Source organism: Nitrosopumilus sp. S4, from assembly GCF_054515835.1.
Genome location: NZ_CM137258.1, coordinates 438583 through 461813 on the forward strand (window position 1 = coordinate 438583; position 23231 = coordinate 461813).

Sequence of the window (23231 nt, forward strand, 5' to 3'; positions counted from 1 at the left end):
AATTGAACCCTTTGCTGTGTTAAAGTATTATTTATCTACAATTGACAAACAATCAAAAAAATTTAAAATTTTAAACATTTCTCTTCTACTAAATATTCCAAACTATTGATAAAAAATTGCCAACTAATTTTTAATACATGTTGAGATTCTATAAAATTAATTACATTTCAAAAACATTACAAAACGGAATTGATCTGGGTTCATTTTATTTACAAATCATCAATTTTATTTATTAGTCCTAACTTAAAACATATCTGAAATAACACCTTTTATTGGCAATTAAAAAAATAAAGAAAAAAGTCAAGAAAGCTGTAACTAGAACTGCAAAGAAAGCAACTAGAACTGCAAAGAAAGCAACTAGAACTGCAAAGAAAGCAACTAGAACTGCAAAGAAAGCAACTAGAACTGCAAAGAAAACAACTAGCGCAAAACCTGCATGGAAGCGTGCCGCTGCAAGAACTGTCAAAACATCAAAAAATAAACCAAAGCCAAGAAAATTATCAAAGAAACCTGCCAAAAAAGGTAAAGCCGTTACAAAAGCAGCATATGGTAGAGCAGCAAGACGAACAGTTACCCTAAGTGGTAAAGGTCCAAGAAAATTATCAAAGAAACCTGCCAAAAAAGGTCAAGCCGTTACAAAAGCAGCATATGGTAGAGCAGCAAGACGAACTGTTAGAAAAAGAAGAGCTTAGTATTATCTGAGTATCTTCTTCATATTTTTCTATTTTATATGATTCAAAAATAATCTGATTCTCAACTTTGTTTTTCATCATTTTAAAAATAGAAACAAAGAAAATAATCCAAATTGTTTATTAATCATTATGAAGTTCTGATAATGAAATCTAGCATTTTTCTTTTTGTAGCCATTAAGAAAATTTGTTAGCTTTCATAACTTTAGTGTTCTTGTGAAAAATTTACCGTCTATTTGTATGTTTTAATCATTAAATAGAATTAAATTAATTATTAACTATGCAATTAAAAAAAATTTTAGTACCTTATGATATTACTCCAAACAATGAGAAAGTTATCAAAAAAGTTTTTTCATTAATTGAAGGATATCATTCTAAAATTTTGTTGTTAACCTGTATTAGAGATAAAGCAACATTTGGTTTTTTTAAAACAAAATTTGACAAACGAGAGATTGAAAAAGAAAAAAATAACGTTAAAAAACATCATGCACAAATAATTAACGAAGCAACAAAACTTGGAATTACCATAATGTCTAAAATCATTAAAAGTGATTTAGAATCACAAACTATTATTAAATATGCAAAAGATGAAAAGGTTGATCTTATTGTGATGTGTAGATCCAAGAAGTTAACTCATGCTGAAAGAATGTATTATGATAGTACCGTGGATGCTGTTTTTACAAAAACACCTTGTCCCTTTCTATACATTCCCTGATTGATACACATATCCAATAATCTGTAATGTTATAGAAGTTTTTTGATATGATTCAATATTGATTTGTATTGTGTTTTCTTATGTTATTGATTTCTTTTTGTTTGTTGTTTATAATTGAGAATTTATTGATTTGGGATTTTACCTGATTTTATATTTGCAAGCATCTCATCTAAGTCATTAAAAACCATATCTGCACCATGTGATTTTAATTGTCCTTTGGTATAATGTCCTGAAGCAACACCAATCCCTATCATGTTTGCTTTAGATGCTGCTATCATGTCATATTTTGAATCCCCTACATAGAGACACTCTTTTGTCTGACTCTTCAACTGTTTTGCAATTTTTAACAATCCGTCTGGTTGGGGTTTGTGACTTTTGACATCCTCTGATCCCATTATTTTGTTAAAACAGTTTGAAATTCTATTTTTCTCAAGTACTAATTCTATGTTTTTTTTGGAATCTGAAGATAAAACTCCTGTCTTAAAATTGGATTTTTTCAGAAAACCCAAAAGATTTTTGGCCCCTTTTAACATATTTGGATTCTTGTCTCTGATTATTTTTCTATAAATTCTTTCTTTTTCTTCTTTGATTTTTTCTAATTTTAATTTTGGTATGTCTGGAAAAGTTTGTTTCAATATTTCAATTACTGGTTTACCAAATAGCTTGGTTATTTTTTCCTCGTCTATGTTCAAACCATGCTTGTTTGTTGCTTTTTTAAAGGATTCTATGTGATGTTTATTTGAAGAAATTAATGTGTCATCAAAATTAAAAATTATTATTTTTAAAACCATGTTCGATCTTTACTTGCTTAACTGTTTTCTATGATTAACTTCTGCTTCCTTTTTTTGCTAAAATTTCATATTTTGATGTTTTTCTAATTGATTTACTTGATTTTGATTTTTTAGAAGAAATTTTTTCTAAAATCATTTCTGCAAACTTTGAAATTCCCTCTTCAATAGACCATGTATTAATGGAAAAAGAATAATGCTTCCTACTTGTGATTAACAATAATGTTTGCTCATACTGTGTTTCAAGTCCTGTTGTTTTTTGATTGTTTATAGAAATTCGTGCCTCGATAATTTTTTCAATTGATTTTGAAAATCTTTCTAGTGGTTTGTTAAGTTTGGTTAGTAATGGCCTTAAGTTTTTCTCATTTTTGTCTTTTATAAAATATATTGGAATCTGTTCTTTTGTATTTCTATTACATAATTCAATGATGTCATGAGATGTAATCCAAGAATCTTCATTTGATTGGGATGTTAACACGCAATAATTTTGTTCCTTTTCCAGTATCTTTTTTACTATTTCTTCTAGAGATTCGGTTGTACCGCATTTTGGAAATTCTTTTGTTCCTATATTTGCAATTTGCATTCCAAGTGATCTGATTTTTGTTTTTCCTAATGTTCCTAATGTCCCTATTCTTTGCGGTGTATTGAGAATTGAAACAATATCGTTGGATGTAATAATTTGATTTATTTTGCCCTTTTTTTCAACTGGCAAAACATCCATCTGCTCTTCTTTTAACATTCTTCTTACTGAATTAATTGATTTATTTGATGCAATTTTTGTATATCTGTGCTTTAAATAATCTGCTGGTATTGATGTTAAATTATTCTCAAGCATTTTCTCTAAAATTGATAAAATTCTAACCTCTCCGGATATTTTTTTATTATTTAAAACAGGTATTGAATTAACTTTATAATTTAAAAAAATCTTTACTGCTTTTGCAATTGTATCTGTTTTTCTTAAATACGGAATTGGTTGCATCAGAGGATGGATTTTCATAGATCTGTTATTTTTCTTCTTGCTTAATGCCATTCTGTTATTGATAAAATAACATGAATTATTTTTTATAGTAAAACATTCAGTTCTGTTGTCGTTTAATTTGGATAATATTTCAGATATGGTTCCTTCCGAGTTAAACGTTGATGTTTTTTTTATAAGTGGCTCAATTACTGATTTTTTTGTTGATTTAAAATAATTAATTAAATTAATTTTTTTATTAGCTCTTTTAGGGTTCTCTCTTCCTATTTGATATGTCATAACTAATGATAATAAAAAAAATACATAACCTAAACTAATGTACCTAGCTTATTTTCTAACTTAAAGCTTAGAATCTATTATTTGTGCTAACGGATCCTTTTCATTAATGCCTAATATCCAATCAAACATCATTCCAAATTATTTATCTGCATCATCAAAATCTAAATTAAATGATTTTGGTATTTTTTTAAGATTTGGGAGGTATTATTTTTGATGGGGAGATGTGAAAAGGTAGCCGATCCATCGGGCTTTGCTCAACTAGTTACAAATATGACTGAAACTGAGCAGATGATTACCGCGGATCTTGCCTCACTAACAGGTACATCAAAGATGATTTCTGGAATATTCATTGCATTTGGATTCTTTACTGGGTATTTTACAGATTATCAGAAAATTAGTATTGATTACTGTCTTTCCAATTAACATTAAAGACATGAATAAATCTAAAATCCCTATTCTCTATAAAAAACAAATTATAAAGAAATTCAATCGATATGAAATGGATGAAAATTGGCAATCATTAGGCAAAATCTCAAGTGAAAATCTAAAGACATTTCTTGCAATATCTAAAGCTAAAATTAAATTATATAATTCTGAAAGAAAAAATATCTATGAATATGTTTTTAAAAAAAATTCCCAAATATCTATTAAGAATAACCATCTGATTTTTCAAAATAAGGGTGTGAAAAAACTATTGATTGAAACAGTACTTGATTAATTTCATTAATGCTAATCTTTTTTTGTTTTATATAGTTGATTTTTCTTCTATTGTATTTTTAGCAACACATTTTTTGCATCTTGGTGTACTGACATCTGAACCCATATCTATCTCGCCCATTGCCTCTCCGCAATTGCCGCATTTTACAATATCTTGATCAATTTGATTCATGATTATATGATGAAAGACAATGGTATATTAAATGAGTTAAGCTCTTTAATTGAATTTTCTCATCAAGCTTGAAAAATCTGTTCATTAATGATATTTTTCACATGTGTTGTTGATTTTATAGATGTTTTTCTTTTTTAGCCTTTTGCGCCTTTTTGATATTTTTCTTTCTGGCTATTTGTTGCTTTTTAGTGGGTTTGTCTTTCTCAGGAACATTTTTTCTTGGTTTTGCCTTAAAAATATCTCCTCTTATTTTTTTAATTGGCCCTCTTAGCTCTTTTAAAATTTTATTTATTTTTGTTAAATCTGATTTCAAAATTTTGTTTTTAATATACGCATCTTTTTTACTTATCAGCCATGCATGTGTTGCCCACTTTCCATTAGCACGCTTTCCCGCAATTCTTTGTGTATGTCCTGATCGCCCTACATCATGAGTACGAAATGTAATAAATTCTGATTTTGGTCTAATTAACACGTGATAATATTCTGCATTACTTCCCATTCCTGGTTCTTTTCTAGAATTCCCTTCAGGTTGTCTTTGTGCTCTCTGCCTAGTAGTCATATTTTGCCAAACTTTTTGCGCCCTTTTGATATTTTTTTGTGATGCGCTAATTTGTTTTTGTGTGGTCATAATGTAATTTGTTTGATCATGGCATATTATTTTATGTTAATATTCTAGCTGAATTTATTATGTTCAGCTTAACTCTCATTATATCTACATGTGATCAAAATGTTTTGTACTTATGATTATTTCATAAAAAAATTATAATATATTATTTTATTATTAAAACTGGACAACTGGCACTTTTTAATATATTCTCGGATTTACTGCCTAAAAATAATCTATTCCATCCTGTGCGTCCATGTGAACCCATTAAAATCAAATCTATTCTATTTTTTTTTGAATAATCAGTAATTTTTTTCGTGACATCTAGTGCTTTTATAATTTTAATTTTTACTGGAACTCCTTGTTCTTGAGCATTTTGTTTTATTTTTTTTAATTCATTTTTTATTGTATTGTACTCTTTGGCAAATAACTCTTCTTCAATTCTGTTATCCCTATACCATCGCCCTACATAAAATTCCTCTATGCAATTTATAATTGTAAGCTTACTTTTGTATTTTTTTGCAAGATCTGTTGCAACATTTATTGCTTTTTTTGAAAATTTTGAACCATCAAAGGGTACTAAAATATTCTTAAAATACATATCTTATTTCATATTTTGTTAATTATATGGTGTTGTAAGCTAAATATTATATTCTAATTAACAAAGCTTATAGATTTTAAAATAATCATAAGGGTGTTATTGTAACTGTATTATTCTTTATCTGTGTTTAATAAACTGATTATTTGCCTATTTCTCGTGCACATGAAGATGAACATGTTGAGTCATTACGTATACTCTCATACTCTCTCCCACAATGAATACATTTTCTAAAAGACATGTATTAACTACACACCCATTCTATAAAAGACAAAAATTTGCAATATGTATGTCAATATTTGTATCGATATATCTGGTATGTCTCTTCTGAATTTTTTGATTTATGTTTCCAGGTGTCGGTAAATGCTTTTGTCATGTTTATAAAAAATTTCTGTATTTTGGGATGTAGTTTCTTGTATATTTCATGACCAACAAGAATTTGATTTGGCTCTGCTAGATTTTGAATTTTTGATGCTATATTCATTGTTGGCCCTAACAAGTCAACATGTGATCTTTTTTCATCTGCACCATATCTAACTACAACTGTCTTGCCAAAATCTATCCCAATTTTTACATTAATCTCAGACAAACCACCTTTTTCCATTAGTATTGGATTGATGCCTTGTTTTACTACTTTTATCATGGATTCTGCACATCCTACAGCATTATCTACGATTTTAAACGAATTTGACTTATCTTCAACAAAATACCCTATCACAGCATCCCCTACAAATTTGAGAACATACCCATTATGGATATTAATTACATATGCCATTTCTTGTGAAAAGGAACTTATCAAAGTAGATAGTTTTTCTGGGGATAACTCCATGCTCATTTTTGTAGAACCAACAAGGTCTACATATAATACTGCCATGTTCAACTGCTGGAATGTCCTTTTTCTTAGATACTTGTCTGATGAGTCAACTATTCGTGTGTATTCATATCCAGTTTCTAATGATTTGTTTATTCTTTCTTGAACATTTCTTATTAGTGTAGCAGAATCAACTGCGTCATTGGATTCTTTTCTGCCTAAAAGTATGTCAACTATGTTGGGGTTTTTTATTGATGTTTGCTCTTGTAGATTAGTTGATTTCATAGTTTTATTTAGTTATCTTAGTTATAGATTCAATCCTTTTCTAATGCTCTTTATTCTGTGACGTATTGTAACAGAAGATATTCCAGACATCTCAGCAATTTCTTTTTGGTTGAGATTTTCATTATTTAATGCAGATGCAAGGTATAGTGATGCAGCAGCCTGTCCTATTGGATTTTTTCCAGTAGCAGAGCCGCATTTTTCACTATCTGATAATATTTTCAAAGCATAACGTTTTGTTTTTTCAGAAATTCCAAGTTCATTGGATAATTTAGTTAGAAATGAAGATATGCTGTATTGAGGCAGTTTCAGGTTAAATTCATTAATTAAAACCCTGACTGATTTTTGCAGATATTTTTTTGTAATGTCGCCTGTCTTGGAAATATCCTCCAGACTCCTTGGGGTCATAGTTTGCCTGCACGATACATACAAAGATGCCGCCATTAAATGGTTAGAACTCCTGCCCCTGGTCAATTGATGTTTTTGTGCCTTTCTGAATAATGAACATGTAATTTCTACCGTGTTCTCAGAAATGCCTAGCTTTTCTTTTAATCCGTTTAGAAAAGTCAAAGATTTTACAAGTGATCTTTGTGATGATTTTTTTGTTTTACTTCGATTATCTAGTCTTCTTAGTCTATTGAATCTGGATTTATTAGATGAGCTTAATGATTTGCCCGTAGAGTCTTTATCTTTTCCAATAATAGATGACATTCCTTTGTCATGCATTGAAAGTGATTGTTTTGGGCCAACTTGACTCTTACTCATAAAATCCTCTAGACTATGAAGCGGGATTTCATTATGATTAGCTAATTTATCTTCAATAATTGTACCGCAATCTGCACAAAAAATTTCTCCATTAAATGTATCTGTGATCAAATTACTTTTATTGCAATAATTAAATTGACATTTTTGCATCATATGATTTAATACGTATTTTTACCTTTTAAACCCAAGTAAAGTTAGTTCTATCTATACTACCAATAAATAAAATATATTGATATCTCAATTGAATTTTCTAAAATAAATGTGTCTTTTTACGGTTATTGGTTTGGTGGATTTTATTCTTATTTCTTAGAATGAGAATATGTTGTTAAAATTTATTTATTTTTAAATTACAATGATAAAAAATTTACAATCTCAGAAATATTTTTTCAAAACTTGAAAAGAATTTTAGTTAAATATCATGACAACTAATAGATTGTATGGTAGTTGGAATTTATTTTGGCACACAAACTGGCAAAACTGAGTCAGTTTGTGCTCAAATAAAAAGCGAATTAGGAGATACAGCTGCAGATCCTAAGGACGTTTCAGAACTTGGCGGAGATCTAACTCCATTTCTAAAGGTAGATGGCATTGTTTGTGCTATTCCAACTTGGAATACTGGTGAAGAAAAAAACAGATCTGGTACTGCATGGGATGAAATATTAGAAAAAATCGGTCAATTAGATCTTAAGGGCAAACCAGTTGCAATATGTGGATTAGGCGATGCAACGGGATATGCTGATAATTTTGTTGATGCTATAGAGGAATTGCACAGGTATTTTCAAAAAGCTGGTGCAAAAATGGTTGGGTATGTAAGTACGGATGGATACACCTTCACTGGTTCAAAAAGTGTAATTGATGGAAAGTTTTGTGGATTACCTGTTGATGAAGACAGCGAGTCTGAAAGCACTGAAGAACGAGTCAAGCAGTGGTGTACTCAGATAAAATCCGAAATGGGATTGTAAATATAGATTCTCAAAACCATGTTGTATTTGCAAGCTTAATATCAGAAAATAAGCTAGATTGTTTATCATAAGTTATATGAACTACAGCATAACTAGTATCATGGTAACTGCGTATGTTTTGATCAATAGTAAATTAGGTAAAAAAAGCGATGTAATTGAAAATCTAACTCGTATTGACTCAGTTAAAGATGCTCAAGGTACATTTGGTGCATATGATATAGTCGTAACTGTAGAAAATGACAATAAAGATGATCTACGTAATGTTATTAATTGGAACATTCGAAAAATGGATAATGTACGTTCTACACTTACTTTGATGGATGCGACAATGCAAAATTGATTGATATTGTTCAAGAATTACACATCGGATACAAGTGAAGATTGAGTGATTCTTTTCTTGATGTGTTGATCTTTTGGGAAAACACAGTAATGGAATCTTTGACAGCAGAACCATCAATCCCCATCCCATCTCTGCCAAGAATCATATCATCGGTAATAATTTTTGGGACATAGTTATCTCCCGGACTAGGTTCATATGAAATTCTTTCCCCTCCTAACAAACCTAACTGTTTCATGCCATTTGACATTTGCCTACCGCCGTCATTAAGCATTCTAGATATGTTAAAATCTGTTCTTAAGCTTTGTAGAGATTTTTTTATATCTATATTTCCATTTTCGTCAGTCTCAACAATGTAGTTTATTTGATCATCGGGATTAATCATAGGGCTCACATAATCATATCCATCATCATTTGTTATAATTATAATTTTAACATGTTCAGAATTAAATATTGCAATTTGATTTTTCTCATATTTTTCTAGATATGATCTTGCTTTGGTATCCAACTCATCTAACTTTACTCGAGCCATGTTTGAAGACATTCCAGAAGTACTGTTTTGAGCTCCGATGATTGTTAAAAGAAAGAGATTCGATTGCAATTTTGCACTAAGATCTACTGCTTTTTCAAAGGCGAAATCAGATGCAGTTGATTGGTCATGAGGGACCAGAATTCTTTTCATACAAATATTGCATGTAACAAGTTATTAAATCCCAATAAATTTGGATTTACCATTACTTGATAAAATGCACAAAGAGATGAAATTATTTTCTGAGAAATTACAAATATTTGGATATGATTACTAATTAATGACATTAAGCTTTTAATGTTATTTTCAGCTTCATTTCATAAGAAGACTAAACCCTACAGAGGAACATTAAGACATGTGAAAATCAAATTATTTGTAATGTTGCTAATTCCAATTTTATTTATGATTCCAAGTGCTTTTTCTCAAACAGAATCTTTGATTGGAAGTTTGGCCGAGGAACTTGAAAAATCAAAAGAATTAGACGACAGAATAAAATTGTTAGTATATACTGATGCTGAATGGACTGCTGAAATACATGATGGAGATTATATCACACATACTGTAGAAGAAGTAGGAAGTAAAGTGCTGCTAATTCCTTGTGGACAAACAAATTTGATCTCTATAACTGTAAATTCTATGAATGAACAATATCTTGACATCTACTTGGTGAAAACAGGAATGGTATTATCTTATTCTGAGAATACCTCATTCTTTCAAGAACAATCCTTAGATTGCTCAGCAATAGGGGAATTCCAGATGGAGAAAAAAGACTTGTTAGATTTGAATTACTTGTATGTGATAATTGGACCAATCATAGGCATAACTGCAGTTGTTTTATTTGTAAGAAAATCACGTAATATCAAATATGGGGGAAGATAAAATATCAAAAACAACGGCTGAAATACTAATTGATTCATTAAGTGACTGGGGTGTCAAAGTTATTTTTGGAATTCCTGGTGATGGAATTAATGGAGTTATGGAAGCAATTAGAACACATGATGATATGAGATTTATTTTAACAAGGCATGAGCAAGCAGCAGCTTTTATGGCATGTGCTTATTCAAAATATTCAAAACAGTTGGGTGTTTGTCTTGCTACTACTGGTCCTGGGGCTACTAATTTGCTAACTGGTCTTTACGATGCAAAAGCAGACAACACTCCAGTATTGGCAATTACGGGTAGTACTTATTCTGATTTAATAGGTTCAAGTTATCAACAAGATGTAAATGTTTTAGAATTATTTTCAGATGTATCTGAATACAACAACAGAATCAATAAACCAGAACATGCAGAGATGGTTACAGATATTGCATGCAGAACTGCAATTTCACGTAAAGGAGTAAGCCACATATCCATTCCAATTGATGTGCAATACACTAAAACCAAAAATAATTTTAGTCCTCATAAAACAAAAAATCATACGTCTGATTACAAAACATCTATATCTGTTCCATCCATACAAGAAATTTCTAAAGCATGTGATCTGTTAAATTCAAAAAATAAGATTGTAATTCTTGTAGGACAAGGAACATTACATGCCCGTAAAGAAATAAAGAGATTGGCAGAAACACTTCAGGCTCCTGTTGTAAAAGCCTTGTTGGGAAAAGCAGTTCTTCCTGATGATTCTGAGTTTAGTCTTGGTGGGTTAGGAATGTTGGGAACTGAGCCTGCTAGTAAAGCTATGAATGATGCAGACTTAATATTGTTAATAGGAACTTCTTTTCCATATCATGAATATTTACCAGATCCAAAAAAAACAATAGGTATTCAGATTGATATTAATCCTGAAAAGATTGGGCTTAGATATCCTGTTAAAATAGGATTGGTTGGAGATTCCAAATCTATCATAAATTTGATTTTAAAACAAATTAAAGAAAAATCAAACAGTGACTTTTTGTCTAAATTACAAAAAGAAATGAATGATTGGAAAACTGTTCTTAAAAAAAGAAGCTCAAGTAAATCCAATCCTATAAAACCACAGGCATTTACTGCTATGTTATCAGAACATCTGGATTCTGATGCAATTATTTCAGTAGACAGTGGTACCAATACCAGTTGGGCTGCACGATATTTGGATATGCAAGAGAATATGGAATTTTCTGCGTCAGGAACATTATCCTCTATGGCATGTGCATTACCTTATTCTATTGCAGCAAAAATTGCTTTTCCAGATAGACAATCAATTGCATTTGTGGGTGATGGGGGATTGGGAATGATGCCAGGTGACTTTTCTACTGCAGTAAAATACAAACTTCCAATCAAAGTTTTTGTGATAAAAAATAGCATACTTGGAATGATCAGATGGGAACAAATTGCATTTTCGGGTAATCCGGAGTTTGGAATTGACTTTTCCCCAATAGACTATGCAAAATTTGCAGAAGCTTGTGGTGGAAAAGGATTTACAATAAAAAAATACAAAGAAATGAAAAAGACTATTGTACAAGCTCTGAAATTTCCAGGACCTGTAATTGTTGATGTTTTTGTAGACCCTTATGAGCCTCCATTACCTCCAGATATTCATCTTAATTATCTACAAAATATTGTAAAATCCCTTGCTAAAGGACAACCACATGGTGCAAAAATTGCAATGTCTCTTATCAATAACAAAGTAAAAGAAATCATGACAAAGAAATAAAATTTTGATAATATGTGATTATTTACCTACTTATGCACAAGAAGATAAACATGTTAGTCTTTTCACATGCTCTCATGATTTTATTTTAGAATACAAGTATCCTCTTGTATTATTGAATTTGCAAAAAAACATAAAATGAATTTGATAATAATAAGTAAATCTCAAGTTGGCAATAATGCAGAAAAAATGCATGTTGAAAGTACTACTAATGGAGTTATAGAGCATGCAAAATATTCAATATTGATTATTAGATAATTAAATCTATGAAAAAATAATTTTACATTATAAAAGAAACTAAATGTATTTGAAAAAATAGATTTGTTTTTAATAATGCTACATTTACTTCATGTGAATTTTTCCTTTGAATGTTTTATAGATATTCGTGACATGATTGGTGCAAGAATCGTAGTGATAAATCCTACAGCTACAATTATTGAAAAGATCGTCTCATCAATAATTCCTGCTTCTAACCCTACTACTGCAATTACAAGCTCCACCATTCCTCTACTATTCATAAGATACCCGATTACCTTGCTTTTTTGAGTTGAAAAACCAACAATCTTTGCTCCTAGAAATCCCCCTCCTATCTTTCCAGCAATTGCCACTGCCAGTAACATCAAAAATAACGGAACAGAATCAGACAAAGATTGAGCATGTAATTCAGTTCCTATGAACGCAAAAAATATTGGCGAAAAGAATCCAAAAGTGATCTTACCATATACATCATTAATAGTTTCAAAATGTTCTTTTCCTATGATTTTTCTGTATATTATCAGACCTGCAAAGAATGTTCCAATAATAAAATGAAGTCCTGCTATTTCTGCCAAGAGAGAAATTGTTAATGTTACAATTAATAATATGGCAAAACCTGATTCTCTTGTCTTCAACTTTGAAAAAACTGGAATGAGTTTTCTAGGTACCTGACGACTGAATTTGTTAAGAAGATAATCGACAAAAAATATACCCCCTACAAACGCAGCTATTTTGGCAGTAGACATAATGACTTCTACCCAGTTTAAAAATTCCCCCTCATTGTTACCATCAACTCCATTAACTGCCATTTGCAAAATTATTGCAAGAATTACTAATGACAAAATATCGTTAATGATGCCTGCAGTCATTACGGTAGTGCCGAGTTTACTATTCAACAATTTGAACTCCATCAATACTACCGCACTTACTGGCACTGCAGTAATTGCCAAAGTCAACGCAACAAATAATGATGATATGGTGGATTGACCTAATGCATCCATCAAAGCAAATGTGGATAGAAAAGGAATACTGAAAGCAAGTAATGACAAAACAATACCTCGTTTTCCTGCTTTTTTGATTTCTTCTGGATGTAATTCTAAACCAGCTAGAAACATCAAAAAGAAAACAGCAAGATCAATGAATACTAAAAATGAATCATCTATATGGACAATTCCAAGCAAAGTCGGTCCAATTATAACTCCAGCTAAAAGATGACCTACCATTGCAGGCAATTTTATACGTTTAAAAATTTCTCCTAATGCAACTGCAGTTACTAACAATACCAGAACATTGAACACAAACTCTTCAGTCACAATAATAAAGGACTTGAAAGCATACTAATTCCTATCTAATTGTGGTGTTTATTTTATCGTGATTTTCTGTTTTCCTTAAATAACTCTTGTTTCAACTGTCTTCTTTCTTCTTTACTCCGCAATTAAAAGACACAAAGAAAAATTCATTATATTATTAGAATATGAAAACCAGTAAAAATCAATTATGTTATTAAACATACAAAAAATTGGACTAAATTGTCAGAGCATTTTTTAATGATTAAATTGAAAAACTAATGTGGTAAGAGTAGCTGAATGTTTTAAGTGTGGCATATCTGAAAAAGATACAAAATTAGTTTACGTTGTAAACAAACCTGTATTATGTGAAAAATGTTCGAAGTTTTGATTCACCACGCATTATCAAACACGGTTGTAATTGATATTCTGTATATGCGAAAAGCTAAGAAATTAGATTTCAAGTTCACAAAACTGAATCAAAACCTCATTAAGGATTTGGAATAATCTATTTTTATTGTCACTTAAAACATTAAGCTAAAATAATAAAATTAAGCTATCTTGATTAAGTGAATTAATTAGTACTTTTAACGAAATAATTCTATAATGACAAATAAAATATTTTTTAAAATTTCATGTTCTAAGTTTAACCCCATCATACTATGTGAGATGAATTTCTAATGATTAAACAACAAATGAATATTCGTGTTAAACAAGATAAAGTATTCAGCACCTGCAAACTGAAAGGTCGTTGGAAACAAAAAGACAAAAATCAAGATTTTAGGTCAGAAGAAAATGGTTCTTCGATAACATTAACTTTGCAGGGAGGTTTAACTGAAACTCTCTCTTTTAAAAAAGGTGCAGACGTTTTCATAAAAGGAGATTTAATCCAATTCTATAATCAGGATTTATTGTAACTGTCCATGTCGGAATTGTTTTATGGTGTTCTATCTGTAATAGTCACTGTTGTTTTTTATTTTATATCTCGACAAATAATTAATAAAAAACTGCAAGATCTCCAGGGATCTGATAAGCTTCTAGGTATGGTGTCTATTGGAATCATTGTTGGAGAGTTAATTTACTTGGGTACCTCCTTTGGACTGTTTAATTTTGCATTAGAGGTAATTGCATCAATAGGTGCTGCAGCAGTGGTACTTGGAATAGCACTTCAAAATCAATTAAAAAATACAATTTCTGGAATTAGTATATTTCTAAATTCTCAAATCAATGTCGGTGACACTATTGAGTTTGATTATGTAAAGGCAAAAATTACTGGATTGCATTTGACAAAAACAATTGCAGTAACTGAAGATGGAACTAAGATGATTATCCCTAATCATAAATTCAGTGAAGAGATGGTGTTAGTTTTTCCAAAACATTAGTTTGATAGTGAAAAATATCTAATTACCAATGTCATCACAATTCCTATTGTTATACTTCCTAAAATTGTAATGATTAGATTTTTTTCCATTATGTTACTTATCTCATAAATTTTCTTTACTCTATTCCTGCTCCACCTGTGGTATTTTTATTGAATTCTTGTAATTTCCTTGAACATGCAAGAAGCTCTTCATTGGTATGCTTGCTTTTGGGTCTTTTACACATTGGACAATTTTCATCTCCAGATGATTGTCTGGAAGGTGCATTCATCATGGCAAATGATAATGTAGTTATCCTTTATAGCAGTTTTCATTAATTTAAACTAATTATAAAAAAATTTTTCAATATTATAATTATCTAGAATTTCTTCAATTCCTATCCATGTTATTGTAGATGTGATGGTAATGATAATACTATAACGAACAATTTTTAATTCTGATTTAAGACTCGTAATTATTAATCTAAATTACTAATAAAAAAATAACAACCATGTTAAAATTTCAGTTGTAATATTTGTTCATGAAAAATTTTTCCTGCCAAAACGCCATTTCTCCAATCTTTTTCTTTCATAATCTTCAAGATCTCTATTTTTTACCATGTGATAAATTAGTTAAAAAATCATATAAAATATTATAAAATAATTTATTTATTTTAAAGTACCAAGCTTACAAAATAATAAAAACTATTTTTTGTTATATTATATTATGGACCATTCGTTTCTGCTTCTTTCTTGTACGATTCACAAAAATAAGGTTGTAGCAGAAAAACTTCGCCATTTAGATGGAGTGAATGAAGCAATTCCTGTGTTTGGATCGTTTGACTGCATCGTAAAAACTGATAAAATGACTTCTGATGATGTGATGCAACTTGTAGTATCAAGTATACGTCCGCTTGATGATATTATTAGCGTGCTTCCCCTCTATTCCTCGCCACCAGTAATATCTAACCCTCATGTACGATAACAGTCATCTTTCCATTCATGTTTTTGATGATGCAATAGTTGTCAAAAATCAAAATGGAATGGAAAAACATTTTCCTAGATGTAACATGACAAAAATAGAAATGTTCATTTTAACCATGATAAAAAAAGGAAAACTAGATGAATTATTGCAATAATCTATATCGATAGCTTATTTTTCATTATCAAGCTTACAAAAAATTATCTTTCCTTGTCTCATATTACATTCATGATGAAGACAATGGTGAGAAAATGAATATTTATGATAAAGAACAGATAGACTGTTCTATCTGTGGAAAATTTATTGGTGAATTAGATGTCGGCTCTAGTCTTATCTTTCCCTTATGCGGCGTATGTACAAAAAAAGAAAAACGAATCATGAGAAGTGGCATATCTAGCATTCTTGTGCCTGTAGATCTGACTAAAAAATCGACTAGAGCCCTAGATGCCGCAATATATTTTGCTAAACACCTGGGTTCCTCTGTTACCGTAATGCAGGTCATTCCTGAAATAAATTTTGGAAGATCTCTTTTGATTAAGGATATTTTCAAAGAATTGCAAGATACTGCTGAATCCTCTATTAATTATGCTAAAACATACTGTGAAAATAAAAATGTCATTGCAAAACAAATCATTGCTAAAGGTGATGAGGCTGAAGAAATAATCAAGACTGCAAAAAAATATCATCACGATCTAATAATTATGGGCTCATCTGGCAAAGGTGTTTTAAAAGAATTAGTTTTTGGTAGTATCTCTAACTATGTATTACAAAACTCACGAATTCCTGTTATGATAGTGAAAGAGACTTCAAAACAATTAGACACAAAAATTGATAAAAAATTACCAAAATCAAACCCCTCAAAGAAATCGGGAAGACACGGAAGTGGAATTCCCTTGTCCGTTATGAAAAAAAGAGCAGGCCTTAATTAAAAAATCAACATTTTAACAAAAATTTAATTTGAAATTGTGGTTGTAATTAAAATTAAAATTACTACTACTGGTGTGGCATATTTTATAAATGAAATTGCATGATGTGGAATGCTGAATCTTGATGACGCATTGATGTTTTCAAGAATTTTTTTCTTGTCTACAAACCATGTAACTATTACAACAAAAATTAACTCAGCTAATGTAATTCCATATGTTCCGAAAATATAATCCATACTATCTAAGAATTTTGTATCAAAAATTTCCAAATTGACACTGCTATAGCTTAATGCCGATGGTAGTCCTACTATGATTATACCGATAATTATAATTTTACTTGATTTTTTATTTGATATTTGAAATACATCTTGTAAAGATGCATTAGGTACTTGAAATAATCCAACCGCAGATGTTAAACCTGCAATCAATAACAAAAAGAAAAAAATTGCGCCAATCAAAAAACCAAAATCAATATTTGAAAAAATATTTGGTAGTACATCAAAGATTAAAGGAATTCCTCCCTGAGGATTCATTCCAAAAGAAAACACTAATGCAAAGATTAACAATCCTGAAATTATGGAAACTGCCGTATTTGCACCTATTATTATTGACGATGATCTGATCAAAGAATGATTTCCACGTAAATAACTTCCATATGTCAAAAGTGATCCAGAACCTAGAGATAATGAGAAAAATGCTTGGCCAAGAGCTATTGACCAAATCTCTGGCTCATTAATCTTAGTCAGATCTGGTTCCAAAAAATATGCTATTCCTTGGTCTGCACCAGGAAGTGAAATGGCATAGAGCATTAATGGTATGATTATTCCAATTAGGCACAAAATCCCTACTTTGTTGAAAATTTCAATCCCTGATGTAATTCCACGATTAACAATTATGTATACCACTAGTGAAATTGCAATAAATGACAATATTGGATAGTATGATTGTGTAAATTCTTCAAATTCTAGAAAAGATTGACCTAAATTTGCAATAAAAAATGAAAGAATCCAACCTAATATTACAAGATAGTAACTTAGCATTGAAAATGAGACTAGTGTGATCGCTACCCCTCCCCATCTGAATTTTTTTGAAATATTTCCCAATGCTGATACAATTGATAGTTTGTATCTACGCCCAATTCCAAATTCTAAAAGCATTAAAAGAAAACCAAAACTTGCAACAATAATTAAAAATGGAATCAAAAAAGCACCTCCTCCATTTTCTCCAACTATGTATGGAAATCTCCAAATGTTTCCTATTCCCACTGCAGATCCTACACAAGCAAGTACGAAACCAAATCCAGAATTCCACTTTTCAGATTTTATTATTTCATTACCCATTTCTTTGAGTGAAATTTGGCATTGTTAGAACTAAAAATTTATTGCAAATAGGCTATTCTAAGCTAGTATTTTTATTTTCAGCTATGTGTTTTCTATTGTGTATTCATTTTTCATATACCTTGCTTAAATTAGAAAAATTAGCTTACAACAATCTAAGTAATACTGTTACTAATCATTAACATGTTAAAAAATTCTACTGATAGCTGGTCTGATCTTAAAAGCCACTATTTTCATAATTTGAAGACCTTACAAACTGCAATTACTGTAGTTCATAATTCATCTATTGAATTGACCAGACTTTATTCTGAAGTAATTAGAAAGTCAAAAACTAGCTCTCCAGAAACAATGAAACAATTTATCCACTCTTGGATTAAAAAAATTGATACTGATTATGTTGATTTGATGCCTGTTATTAAGGAAGATTATGAAAAAATACTATCTGATCCTACTGAAAAATCTCTTCAAGATTTGGGATTTAAAATACAAGAAAAATTACAAAAAGATTCCATTTCAAAGTTAGATGCTTATCATGTGACCCTTAAAGCATTTTATAAAACATGGAAGGAGATGTGGCCAAACTAATGATTCGTGTTGTTAAATTATGAAAAATCTACTAGATCCAAACCATGATTATTTAAAGACTGAAGAAAATGTTAAAAAATATCTTCAAAGGTTATCTGATGCACAAATAAAATCATATTATGAAATGATCGAATTCACTACTTTTCCTGTACTCTTGGCTCAAGAGTACTCTAAGCGATTTAAAAATACTAAAAAATAAATTTATCAAAATTATTGCAAAGATTTTAAGAGGAATCATATAATATTTTTTGTTATGGACAAATTCGAAATCGTATCTTCAAATTTTTTGGAGTTGGCAAGCGAACAAAGACTCCGAATTCTCTCAAATCTGAACATTAAACCTCATAGAGTCTCTCAGATGGCTAAAAAACTAAATGTCACATCGCAGGAAATCCATCGAAATCTTGAACGTCTCTCAAATTCTGGATTTGTCAAAAAAGGTACAGATGAGCATTTTCACATTACTATTATTGGGCAATTGATGCTCAGTCAAATGCCTTTGATGTTGTTTGTTTCCACTAATCAAAAATATTTCTTATCTCATGATATAGGACAATTACCTGTAAAATTTACTCGAAGATTAGGTGTTCTTGAAAACTGTGAACATATCAAAGGTGTGACTTTGGTACTGGATAAATGGAAGAAAATTTACAAAAACTCAAAAGAGTTCATATGTGATATTGTAAACGAATCCCCTCCTGGAATGGATGATGTATTGCTAAAAAGAATAAAAAACGATGTAAAGTATCGCCATATTTTAACAAAGGATCTCAAGGAGCATGAAGGAAGAGAAGAAGACTTGCAAAAGCTTGGATACTATGATTTAATTAAGAAAAATAAAATTGAACGCAAAGAGATTAGCGATATTGGAACCATTTTAATTCTAAATGAAAAAGAAGCTGGAATAATTTTTTCAACTTCTGATGGCGAACCAGATCTTCGACATATGTTTTATGGAAAAACTAGCATGTTTCACGAGTGGTGTATGGATTATTTTGAGCATTACTGGAAAAAGGCAAAAAAGATTTCAAGGCCTCACTCAAGAAAATCAAATACTACAAAAGAAGCTTAATTTCATAATTCTTGCTTATGCAAAATGATATACTATGTTTATGCATAATACTTTATGCAAAACATTAATGACAAGTTTGGTGTTATAGTGTCTGTTGCTGTAACTGCTATTGCAATAGGTGTTGTTGGTGGTTTTGAATTTGCTGCAAACAATTCAATTCAGCCACAAGGAACCGCTGTGATTGATAGGACAGTATCAGAACTACAAAATGCCCCTGATGTAATTGATGATGTATCATCAAACGTACTTGAAAAAACAGAAGACTTGGTAACTGACATACCTCAAATTACTGATGAGATTTTAGAAGAATCTGAAACTCCTTCTGAAGTCTTGGATAAAGCATCTGATGTGGTAGTTGATGTATTGCCTGATGTGCCAAAGGTAGTGAAACAATCTGAAGGAAAATTACTTGAAACCGTAAGCATTCCTCCTGAGACAGGCACTCCTGGATGTGAAATATCTGATACCTGCTACATTCCTTACAAATCAGTAATGAAAAAAGGCGGTGAGGTAATATGGACAAATCATGATTCCATTCCACACACTGTGACTTCTGGCAATCCCCATGATGGTCCTGATGGACTATTTGATAGCGGATTGATAATGGCTGGAGATACGTACTCAATTAAACTAGATCTGGCCTTTGAATACGACTACTTCTGTTTGGTACATCCATGGATGCAAGGTAGCATATCTGTAAAATAATACTGATTCTTTTTTTTAATTATATCCAAATAATTATGTCAAATGTTGAATTTTCAACGTATTACTATCAAAATCATAAGTAATTTCATAAGCTATTGTTTTTAAAATTAGCTTACTCTTTTACCAATATTAATCTGAATTTAGAACAAAGTAATTTCATGTTGAAACTCGAACAACTACAACAACTAGTTGAGGAAAAAGGTGAAGTCATGGTCATGTCTGACACTGGAGAAAAATTTGAACTTCACAAACACAACGTCAAATTTGATAAATCCTCAGATCTAGTGGAGATTGACGGCGATGCAAAAAAATTTTGGTTGTTGCCATCAAAAATTTCGTATTGCTGGACACACAACAAAGCAAAAGAAGAATAATTCTTTTTTATTTTTTATCTAAAATATTATAATTTGGTAAAATTATTTGAGTTTACATAAAAAATTACTGATGTGCATGTTATTTACAATATGAAATCACAACTTTTCCATGGCAACAAAAAAACGTACGTCTAAAAGAAAACCTGTAAGACGTATAAAGAAAGCTGTAAGAAAAACTACTAGAAAAGCAAAAAGAACTGCCACAAAAGCAAAAAAAGCTACTCGAAAAGTCAAACGCACAGTAAGTAAGGCAAAGAAACGAGCAACTCTGGTAGCAAATAAAAGAAAAAGAGAACTTCAACAAGCAAATAACAAGATCAAAAGCATGAAGAAGGCTCTTAGAGCGGCAGAAAAATCAGCTAGAAAAAAGAAAACAACTTATCAAAAAGCATTGAAAAGAGCATCCAAAACTCAATGATTTTGATAATATGTTCTATTTTTTATTTTTAATCTAATCATAAATTTTATCGGTGGTTTTATAACGGGTGCTATGATAATATTTTGTCAACATGGAAGAGTTAGAAGTAAAAAAAGATTTTACAAATATTTACACAAAAAAACTTCCGTATGAATATCTTAAAGAAATGAAAAAATTAGATTACCGAATTCCAGATAAAACCAAACCTCTCTACATGTCTCTTGCAAAACAACTTTACAAAAAATTTTCAAGAGTAATTAAAATTTTAGATATTGGTAGTTCTTATGGAATTAATGCAGCATTAATGAAATATGATTTAAAGATGTCTGATCTGGATGAGTTTTTTTTAAAAACATTACCTTCTAAAGAACAATCCAAACAATTCTTTGAAGAGCTTCCTACAGATAACACATTAAGTTTTAATCAGATTGACATATCTGAACCTGCTTTAACATTCTCTGAAGATGTCAAATTATGCAAAAAAGGAATATGTGTCAATTTAGAGACAGGAAATCTGCCAATAAAAGAAATACCTCGCTCAGATATGATTATTGCAACTGGTTGTATAGGATACATTGGATACAAAGCATTCTCCAACCTCTTTGAGTTAATAAAAAAACAACAATCCAACTTTTCCTCAAACCCAAATCAATGGCCAATTTTTGCATTTTCGGTTTTAAGAATTTTTGATATGAAAAAAATTAAAAAAACTTTTGATGAATATGGCTATTCTATTATAAAAAGTGACATAAAACCAATTCGTCAAAGGAGATTCTCAGATTTGGATGAACAACACAAAACATTATCTCTTTTGCATGATAATAACTTGGATACTGATGGATTTGAGGATGATGGTCATTTTTATGCTGACTTTTATATTGCAAGTCCGAAAAAACTGGAACCACAATTAATTACAATGTCTAAAAACATGAAAATGTATGCCAATTAATTTTAAATTTTAATCAAATTGACAAGTTTTCTACTCCTTTGTAACTGTGATCTTGTTTGTTGATTCTTATCGGTGGTTTTATAACAGGTGCTATGATAACAATACCCCAACATGGAAAGTTATACAATGAATAAAACAAAATGCGGGGTATTATCGTGTCTTTGATAAAAGAAAAATGTCTTAGATGTGGCAAAGACTCTTTGATGACTGATGTGGATTCCCACGAAGTATTCTGCTCAAAATGTGGTATGGTGATTAATGAAAGTGTTTTTGATAGCAGACCTGAAAGAACATTTACAAACTCTTCTACAAACAAATCCCATACAGGAAACAAGACAACACTGACCAGTCATGATCGTGGTCTTAGCACTGTGATTAACTCTTCGAACAAAGACTCTTCAGGACATATTTTATCATCTTCTATGAAATCATCTATCAAACAGCTTCGAAAACTAGATTCCCAAAGCAAAAGTAAAACCAGCAAAGACAGGAATCTCCAATACGCACTAGCTGAATTACTAAAAATGAAAGACAAACTATCTTTGTCTGAGGCAATTGTAGAAAAGGCAGCATATATCTATAGAAAAGCATTAGATAAGAAATTGATTAGAGGACGCTCCATTGCGTCCGTTATTGCAGCCTCACTTTATGCAGCATGTCGTGAATCTGAAACTCCTAGAACCATAAAAGAGGTTGCAACGTCAGTTGGAATTAAAAGAAAAGATCTTACTGTAAGCTATAGGGTGATATTTCGAGAACTGGAATTAAAGATGCCCGTAGTTGATTCTGTTTCATGTATTTCAAAAATTGCAAGTGGCGCTGACTTGTCAGAAAAAGTAAAACGAAATGCAATTAAAATTCTTGACAAAGCCAAAAAGGAAAATGCTCTGGCAGGAAAACATCCAATGGGTGTTGCTGCATCTGCTTTGTATCTTGCAAGTATTAATCAAGGGAACCGAACCACTCAAAAAGAAATTGCAGACGCTGCAGGAATTACTGAGGTAACAGTAAGAAACAGATGTAACGGTCTCAAAAAAGCACTTTTGGTTAAAATCTAACACTTGGTGTAATACGTTTAAAAAATCTGGTGAATTTGGTTGTCTATGTACTTTACATCCTTGGATGAAAG

General features: G+C 30.6%; 28 protein-coding genes. 17 read left to right on the forward strand and 11 right to left on the reverse strand.

Annotated elements, in window-relative coordinates:
• Positions 1–272 precede the first annotated feature (272 nt).
• Positions 273–692 carry a hypothetical protein gene (locus ACX119_RS02395; protein WP_459351549.1) on the forward strand — a complete coding sequence of 140 codons (420 nt, stop codon included), beginning with the start codon at positions 273–275 and terminating at the stop codon, positions 690–692.
• A gap of 277 nt (positions 693–969) precedes the next feature.
• Positions 970–1404, forward strand: coding sequence for a universal stress protein (locus ACX119_RS02400; protein ID WP_459351550.1), 435 nt, complete (start codon positions 970–972; stop codon positions 1402–1404).
• A gap of 122 nt (positions 1405–1526) precedes the next feature.
• Here ACX119_RS02400 and ACX119_RS02405 read toward each other — a convergent pair whose 3' ends face one another.
• Both ACX119_RS02405 and ACX119_RS02410 read right to left on the reverse strand, forming a co-directional pair.
• A complete protein-coding gene (locus tag ACX119_RS02405) occupies positions 1527–2195 on the reverse strand; it encodes an HAD family hydrolase (RefSeq protein ID WP_459351551.1) in 669 nt (222 codons plus the stop codon).
• Positions 2196–2229: 34 nt separating this feature from the next.
• Positions 2230–3447 carry a CBS domain-containing protein gene (locus tag ACX119_RS02410; protein WP_459351552.1) on the reverse strand — a complete coding sequence of 406 codons (1218 nt, stop codon included), beginning with the start codon at positions 3445–3447 and terminating at the stop codon, positions 2230–2232.
• Positions 3448–3657: 210 nt separating this feature from the next.
• On the opposite strand from ACX119_RS02410, the gene ACX119_RS02415 reads away from it, so the two are divergent.
• Positions 3658–3870 carry a hypothetical protein gene (locus ACX119_RS02415; RefSeq protein WP_459351553.1) on the forward strand — a complete coding sequence of 71 codons (213 nt, stop codon included), beginning with the start codon at positions 3658–3660 and terminating at the stop codon, positions 3868–3870.
• Between the two features lie 322 nt (positions 3871–4192).
• Here the strand turns inward: ACX119_RS02415 and ACX119_RS02420 are convergent, their stop codons facing one another.
• The 5 genes from ACX119_RS02420 to ACX119_RS02440 all read right to left on the reverse strand — a co-directional run bounded on the left by ACX119_RS02420 (position 4193) and on the right by ACX119_RS02440 (position 7549).
• Positions 4193–4336: a hypothetical protein gene (locus tag ACX119_RS02420; RefSeq protein ID WP_459351554.1), complete on the reverse strand. Its 144-nt coding sequence runs from the start codon at positions 4334–4336 to the stop codon at positions 4193–4195.
• A gap of 115 nt (positions 4337–4451) precedes the next feature.
• On the reverse strand, positions 4452–4964 hold the full coding sequence (locus tag ACX119_RS02425) for a hypothetical protein (protein WP_459351555.1): 513 nt from the start codon (positions 4962–4964) through the stop codon (positions 4452–4454).
• A 142-nt stretch (positions 4965–5106) separates the two neighbouring features.
• On the reverse strand, positions 5107–5541 hold the full coding sequence (locus ACX119_RS02430) for a universal stress protein (RefSeq protein ID WP_459351556.1): 435 nt from the start codon (positions 5539–5541) through the stop codon (positions 5107–5109).
• A gap of 289 nt (positions 5542–5830) precedes the next feature.
• The gene (locus tag ACX119_RS02435; RefSeq protein WP_459351557.1) at positions 5831–6634 is read right to left on the reverse strand and encodes an adenylate/guanylate cyclase domain-containing protein; all 804 of its coding nucleotides are present in this window, start codon (positions 6632–6634) and stop codon (positions 5831–5833) included.
• 21 nt (positions 6635–6655) lie between these two features.
• On the reverse strand, positions 6656–7549 hold the full coding sequence (locus ACX119_RS02440) for a transcription initiation factor IIB (RefSeq protein WP_459351558.1): 894 nt from the start codon (positions 7547–7549) through the stop codon (positions 6656–6658).
• A gap of 284 nt (positions 7550–7833) precedes the next feature.
• Between ACX119_RS02440 and fldA the strand changes: the two genes are divergently transcribed.
• On the forward strand, positions 7834–8358 hold the full coding sequence (gene fldA, locus ACX119_RS02445) for a flavodoxin FldA (RefSeq protein WP_459351559.1): 525 nt from the start codon (positions 7834–7836) through the stop codon (positions 8356–8358).
• A 100-nt stretch (positions 8359–8458) separates the two neighbouring features.
• Positions 8459–8698 carry an Lrp/AsnC ligand binding domain-containing protein gene (locus tag ACX119_RS02450; RefSeq protein WP_459351560.1) on the forward strand — a complete coding sequence of 80 codons (240 nt, stop codon included), beginning with the start codon at positions 8459–8461 and terminating at the stop codon, positions 8696–8698.
• Between the two features lie 10 nt (positions 8699–8708).
• Here the strand turns inward: ACX119_RS02450 and ACX119_RS02455 are convergent, their stop codons facing one another.
• A complete protein-coding gene (locus ACX119_RS02455; protein ID WP_459351561.1) occupies positions 8709–9377 on the reverse strand; it encodes a universal stress protein in 669 nt (222 codons plus the stop codon).
• Between the two features lie 204 nt (positions 9378–9581).
• Here ACX119_RS02455 and ACX119_RS02460 point away from each other — a divergent pair, with 204 nt between their 5' ends.
• Together ACX119_RS02460 and ACX119_RS02465 are read left to right on the forward strand one after the other, a co-directional pair.
• Positions 9582–10103, forward strand: coding sequence for a hypothetical protein (locus tag ACX119_RS02460; RefSeq protein WP_459351562.1), 522 nt, complete (start codon positions 9582–9584; stop codon positions 10101–10103).
• Positions 10090–11859 carry a thiamine pyrophosphate-dependent enzyme gene (locus ACX119_RS02465; RefSeq protein ID WP_459351563.1) on the forward strand — a complete coding sequence of 590 codons (1770 nt, stop codon included), beginning with the start codon at positions 10090–10092 and terminating at the stop codon, positions 11857–11859. The genes ACX119_RS02460 and ACX119_RS02465 overlap by 14 nt, the downstream gene beginning before the upstream one ends.
• Before the next feature lie 344 nt (positions 11860–12203).
• Here the strand turns inward: ACX119_RS02465 and ACX119_RS02470 are convergent, their stop codons facing one another.
• The gene (locus tag ACX119_RS02470) at positions 12204–13424 is read right to left on the reverse strand and encodes a cation:proton antiporter (RefSeq protein WP_459351564.1); all 1221 of its coding nucleotides are present in this window, start codon (positions 13422–13424) and stop codon (positions 12204–12206) included.
• Positions 13425–14077: 653 nt separating this feature from the next.
• On the opposite strand from ACX119_RS02470, the gene ACX119_RS02475 reads away from it, so the two are divergent.
• Positions 14078–14314 (forward strand): hypothetical protein, encoded by a 237-nt coding sequence (locus ACX119_RS02475; protein ID WP_459351565.1) that lies wholly within the window; start codon positions 14078–14080, stop codon positions 14312–14314.
• Positions 14315–14479: 165 nt separating this feature from the next.
• Complete coding sequence (locus tag ACX119_RS02480; RefSeq protein ID WP_459351566.1) at positions 14480–14779, forward strand: mechanosensitive ion channel domain-containing protein; 300 nt, start codon at positions 14480–14482, stop codon at positions 14777–14779.
• A 115-nt stretch (positions 14780–14894) separates the two neighbouring features.
• Here the strand turns inward: ACX119_RS02480 and ACX119_RS02485 are convergent, their stop codons facing one another.
• A complete protein-coding gene (locus tag ACX119_RS02485) occupies positions 14895–15050 on the reverse strand; it encodes a hypothetical protein (RefSeq protein WP_459351567.1) in 156 nt (51 codons plus the stop codon).
• Positions 15051–15987: 937 nt separating this feature from the next.
• Here ACX119_RS02485 and ACX119_RS02490 point away from each other — a divergent pair.
• Positions 15988–16665, forward strand: a complete 678-nt coding sequence (locus ACX119_RS02490) for a universal stress protein (protein WP_459351568.1) — start codon at positions 15988–15990, stop codon at positions 16663–16665.
• A gap of 23 nt (positions 16666–16688) precedes the next feature.
• On the opposite strand, the gene ACX119_RS02495 is transcribed toward ACX119_RS02490, so the two are convergent.
• Entirely contained in the window at positions 16689–18002 is a 1314-nt protein-coding gene (locus tag ACX119_RS02495) for a sodium-dependent transporter (protein WP_459351569.1), read from the reverse strand.
• Positions 18003–18182: 180 nt separating this feature from the next.
• Here ACX119_RS02495 and ACX119_RS02500 point away from each other — a divergent pair, with 180 nt between their 5' ends.
• From ACX119_RS02500 to ACX119_RS02530, 7 genes are all read left to right on the forward strand, one after another.
• On the forward strand, positions 18183–18584 hold the full coding sequence (locus ACX119_RS02500) for a hypothetical protein (protein WP_459351570.1): 402 nt from the start codon (positions 18183–18185) through the stop codon (positions 18582–18584).
• A gap of 253 nt (positions 18585–18837) precedes the next feature.
• Complete coding sequence (locus tag ACX119_RS02505; RefSeq protein WP_459351571.1) at positions 18838–19656, forward strand: helix-turn-helix transcriptional regulator; 819 nt, start codon at positions 18838–18840, stop codon at positions 19654–19656.
• A 54-nt stretch (positions 19657–19710) separates the two neighbouring features.
• A complete protein-coding gene (locus tag ACX119_RS02510; RefSeq protein ID WP_459351572.1) occupies positions 19711–20361 on the forward strand; it encodes a cupredoxin domain-containing protein in 651 nt (216 codons plus the stop codon).
• A gap of 158 nt (positions 20362–20519) precedes the next feature.
• Complete coding sequence (locus tag ACX119_RS02515; protein ID WP_297593133.1) at positions 20520–20735, forward strand: hypothetical protein; 216 nt, start codon at positions 20520–20522, stop codon at positions 20733–20735.
• Between the two features lie 109 nt (positions 20736–20844).
• Positions 20845–21153 (forward strand): hypothetical protein, encoded by a 309-nt coding sequence (locus tag ACX119_RS02520; RefSeq protein ID WP_459351573.1) that lies wholly within the window; start codon positions 20845–20847, stop codon positions 21151–21153.
• A gap of 91 nt (positions 21154–21244) precedes the next feature.
• Positions 21245–22102, forward strand: a complete 858-nt coding sequence (locus tag ACX119_RS02525) for a hypothetical protein (protein ID WP_459351574.1) — start codon at positions 21245–21247, stop codon at positions 22100–22102.
• A 155-nt stretch (positions 22103–22257) separates the two neighbouring features.
• Entirely contained in the window at positions 22258–23160 is a 903-nt protein-coding gene (locus ACX119_RS02530; RefSeq protein ID WP_459351575.1) for a transcription initiation factor IIB, read from the forward strand.
• The last annotated feature ends 71 nt before the right edge of the window (positions 23161–23231 follow it).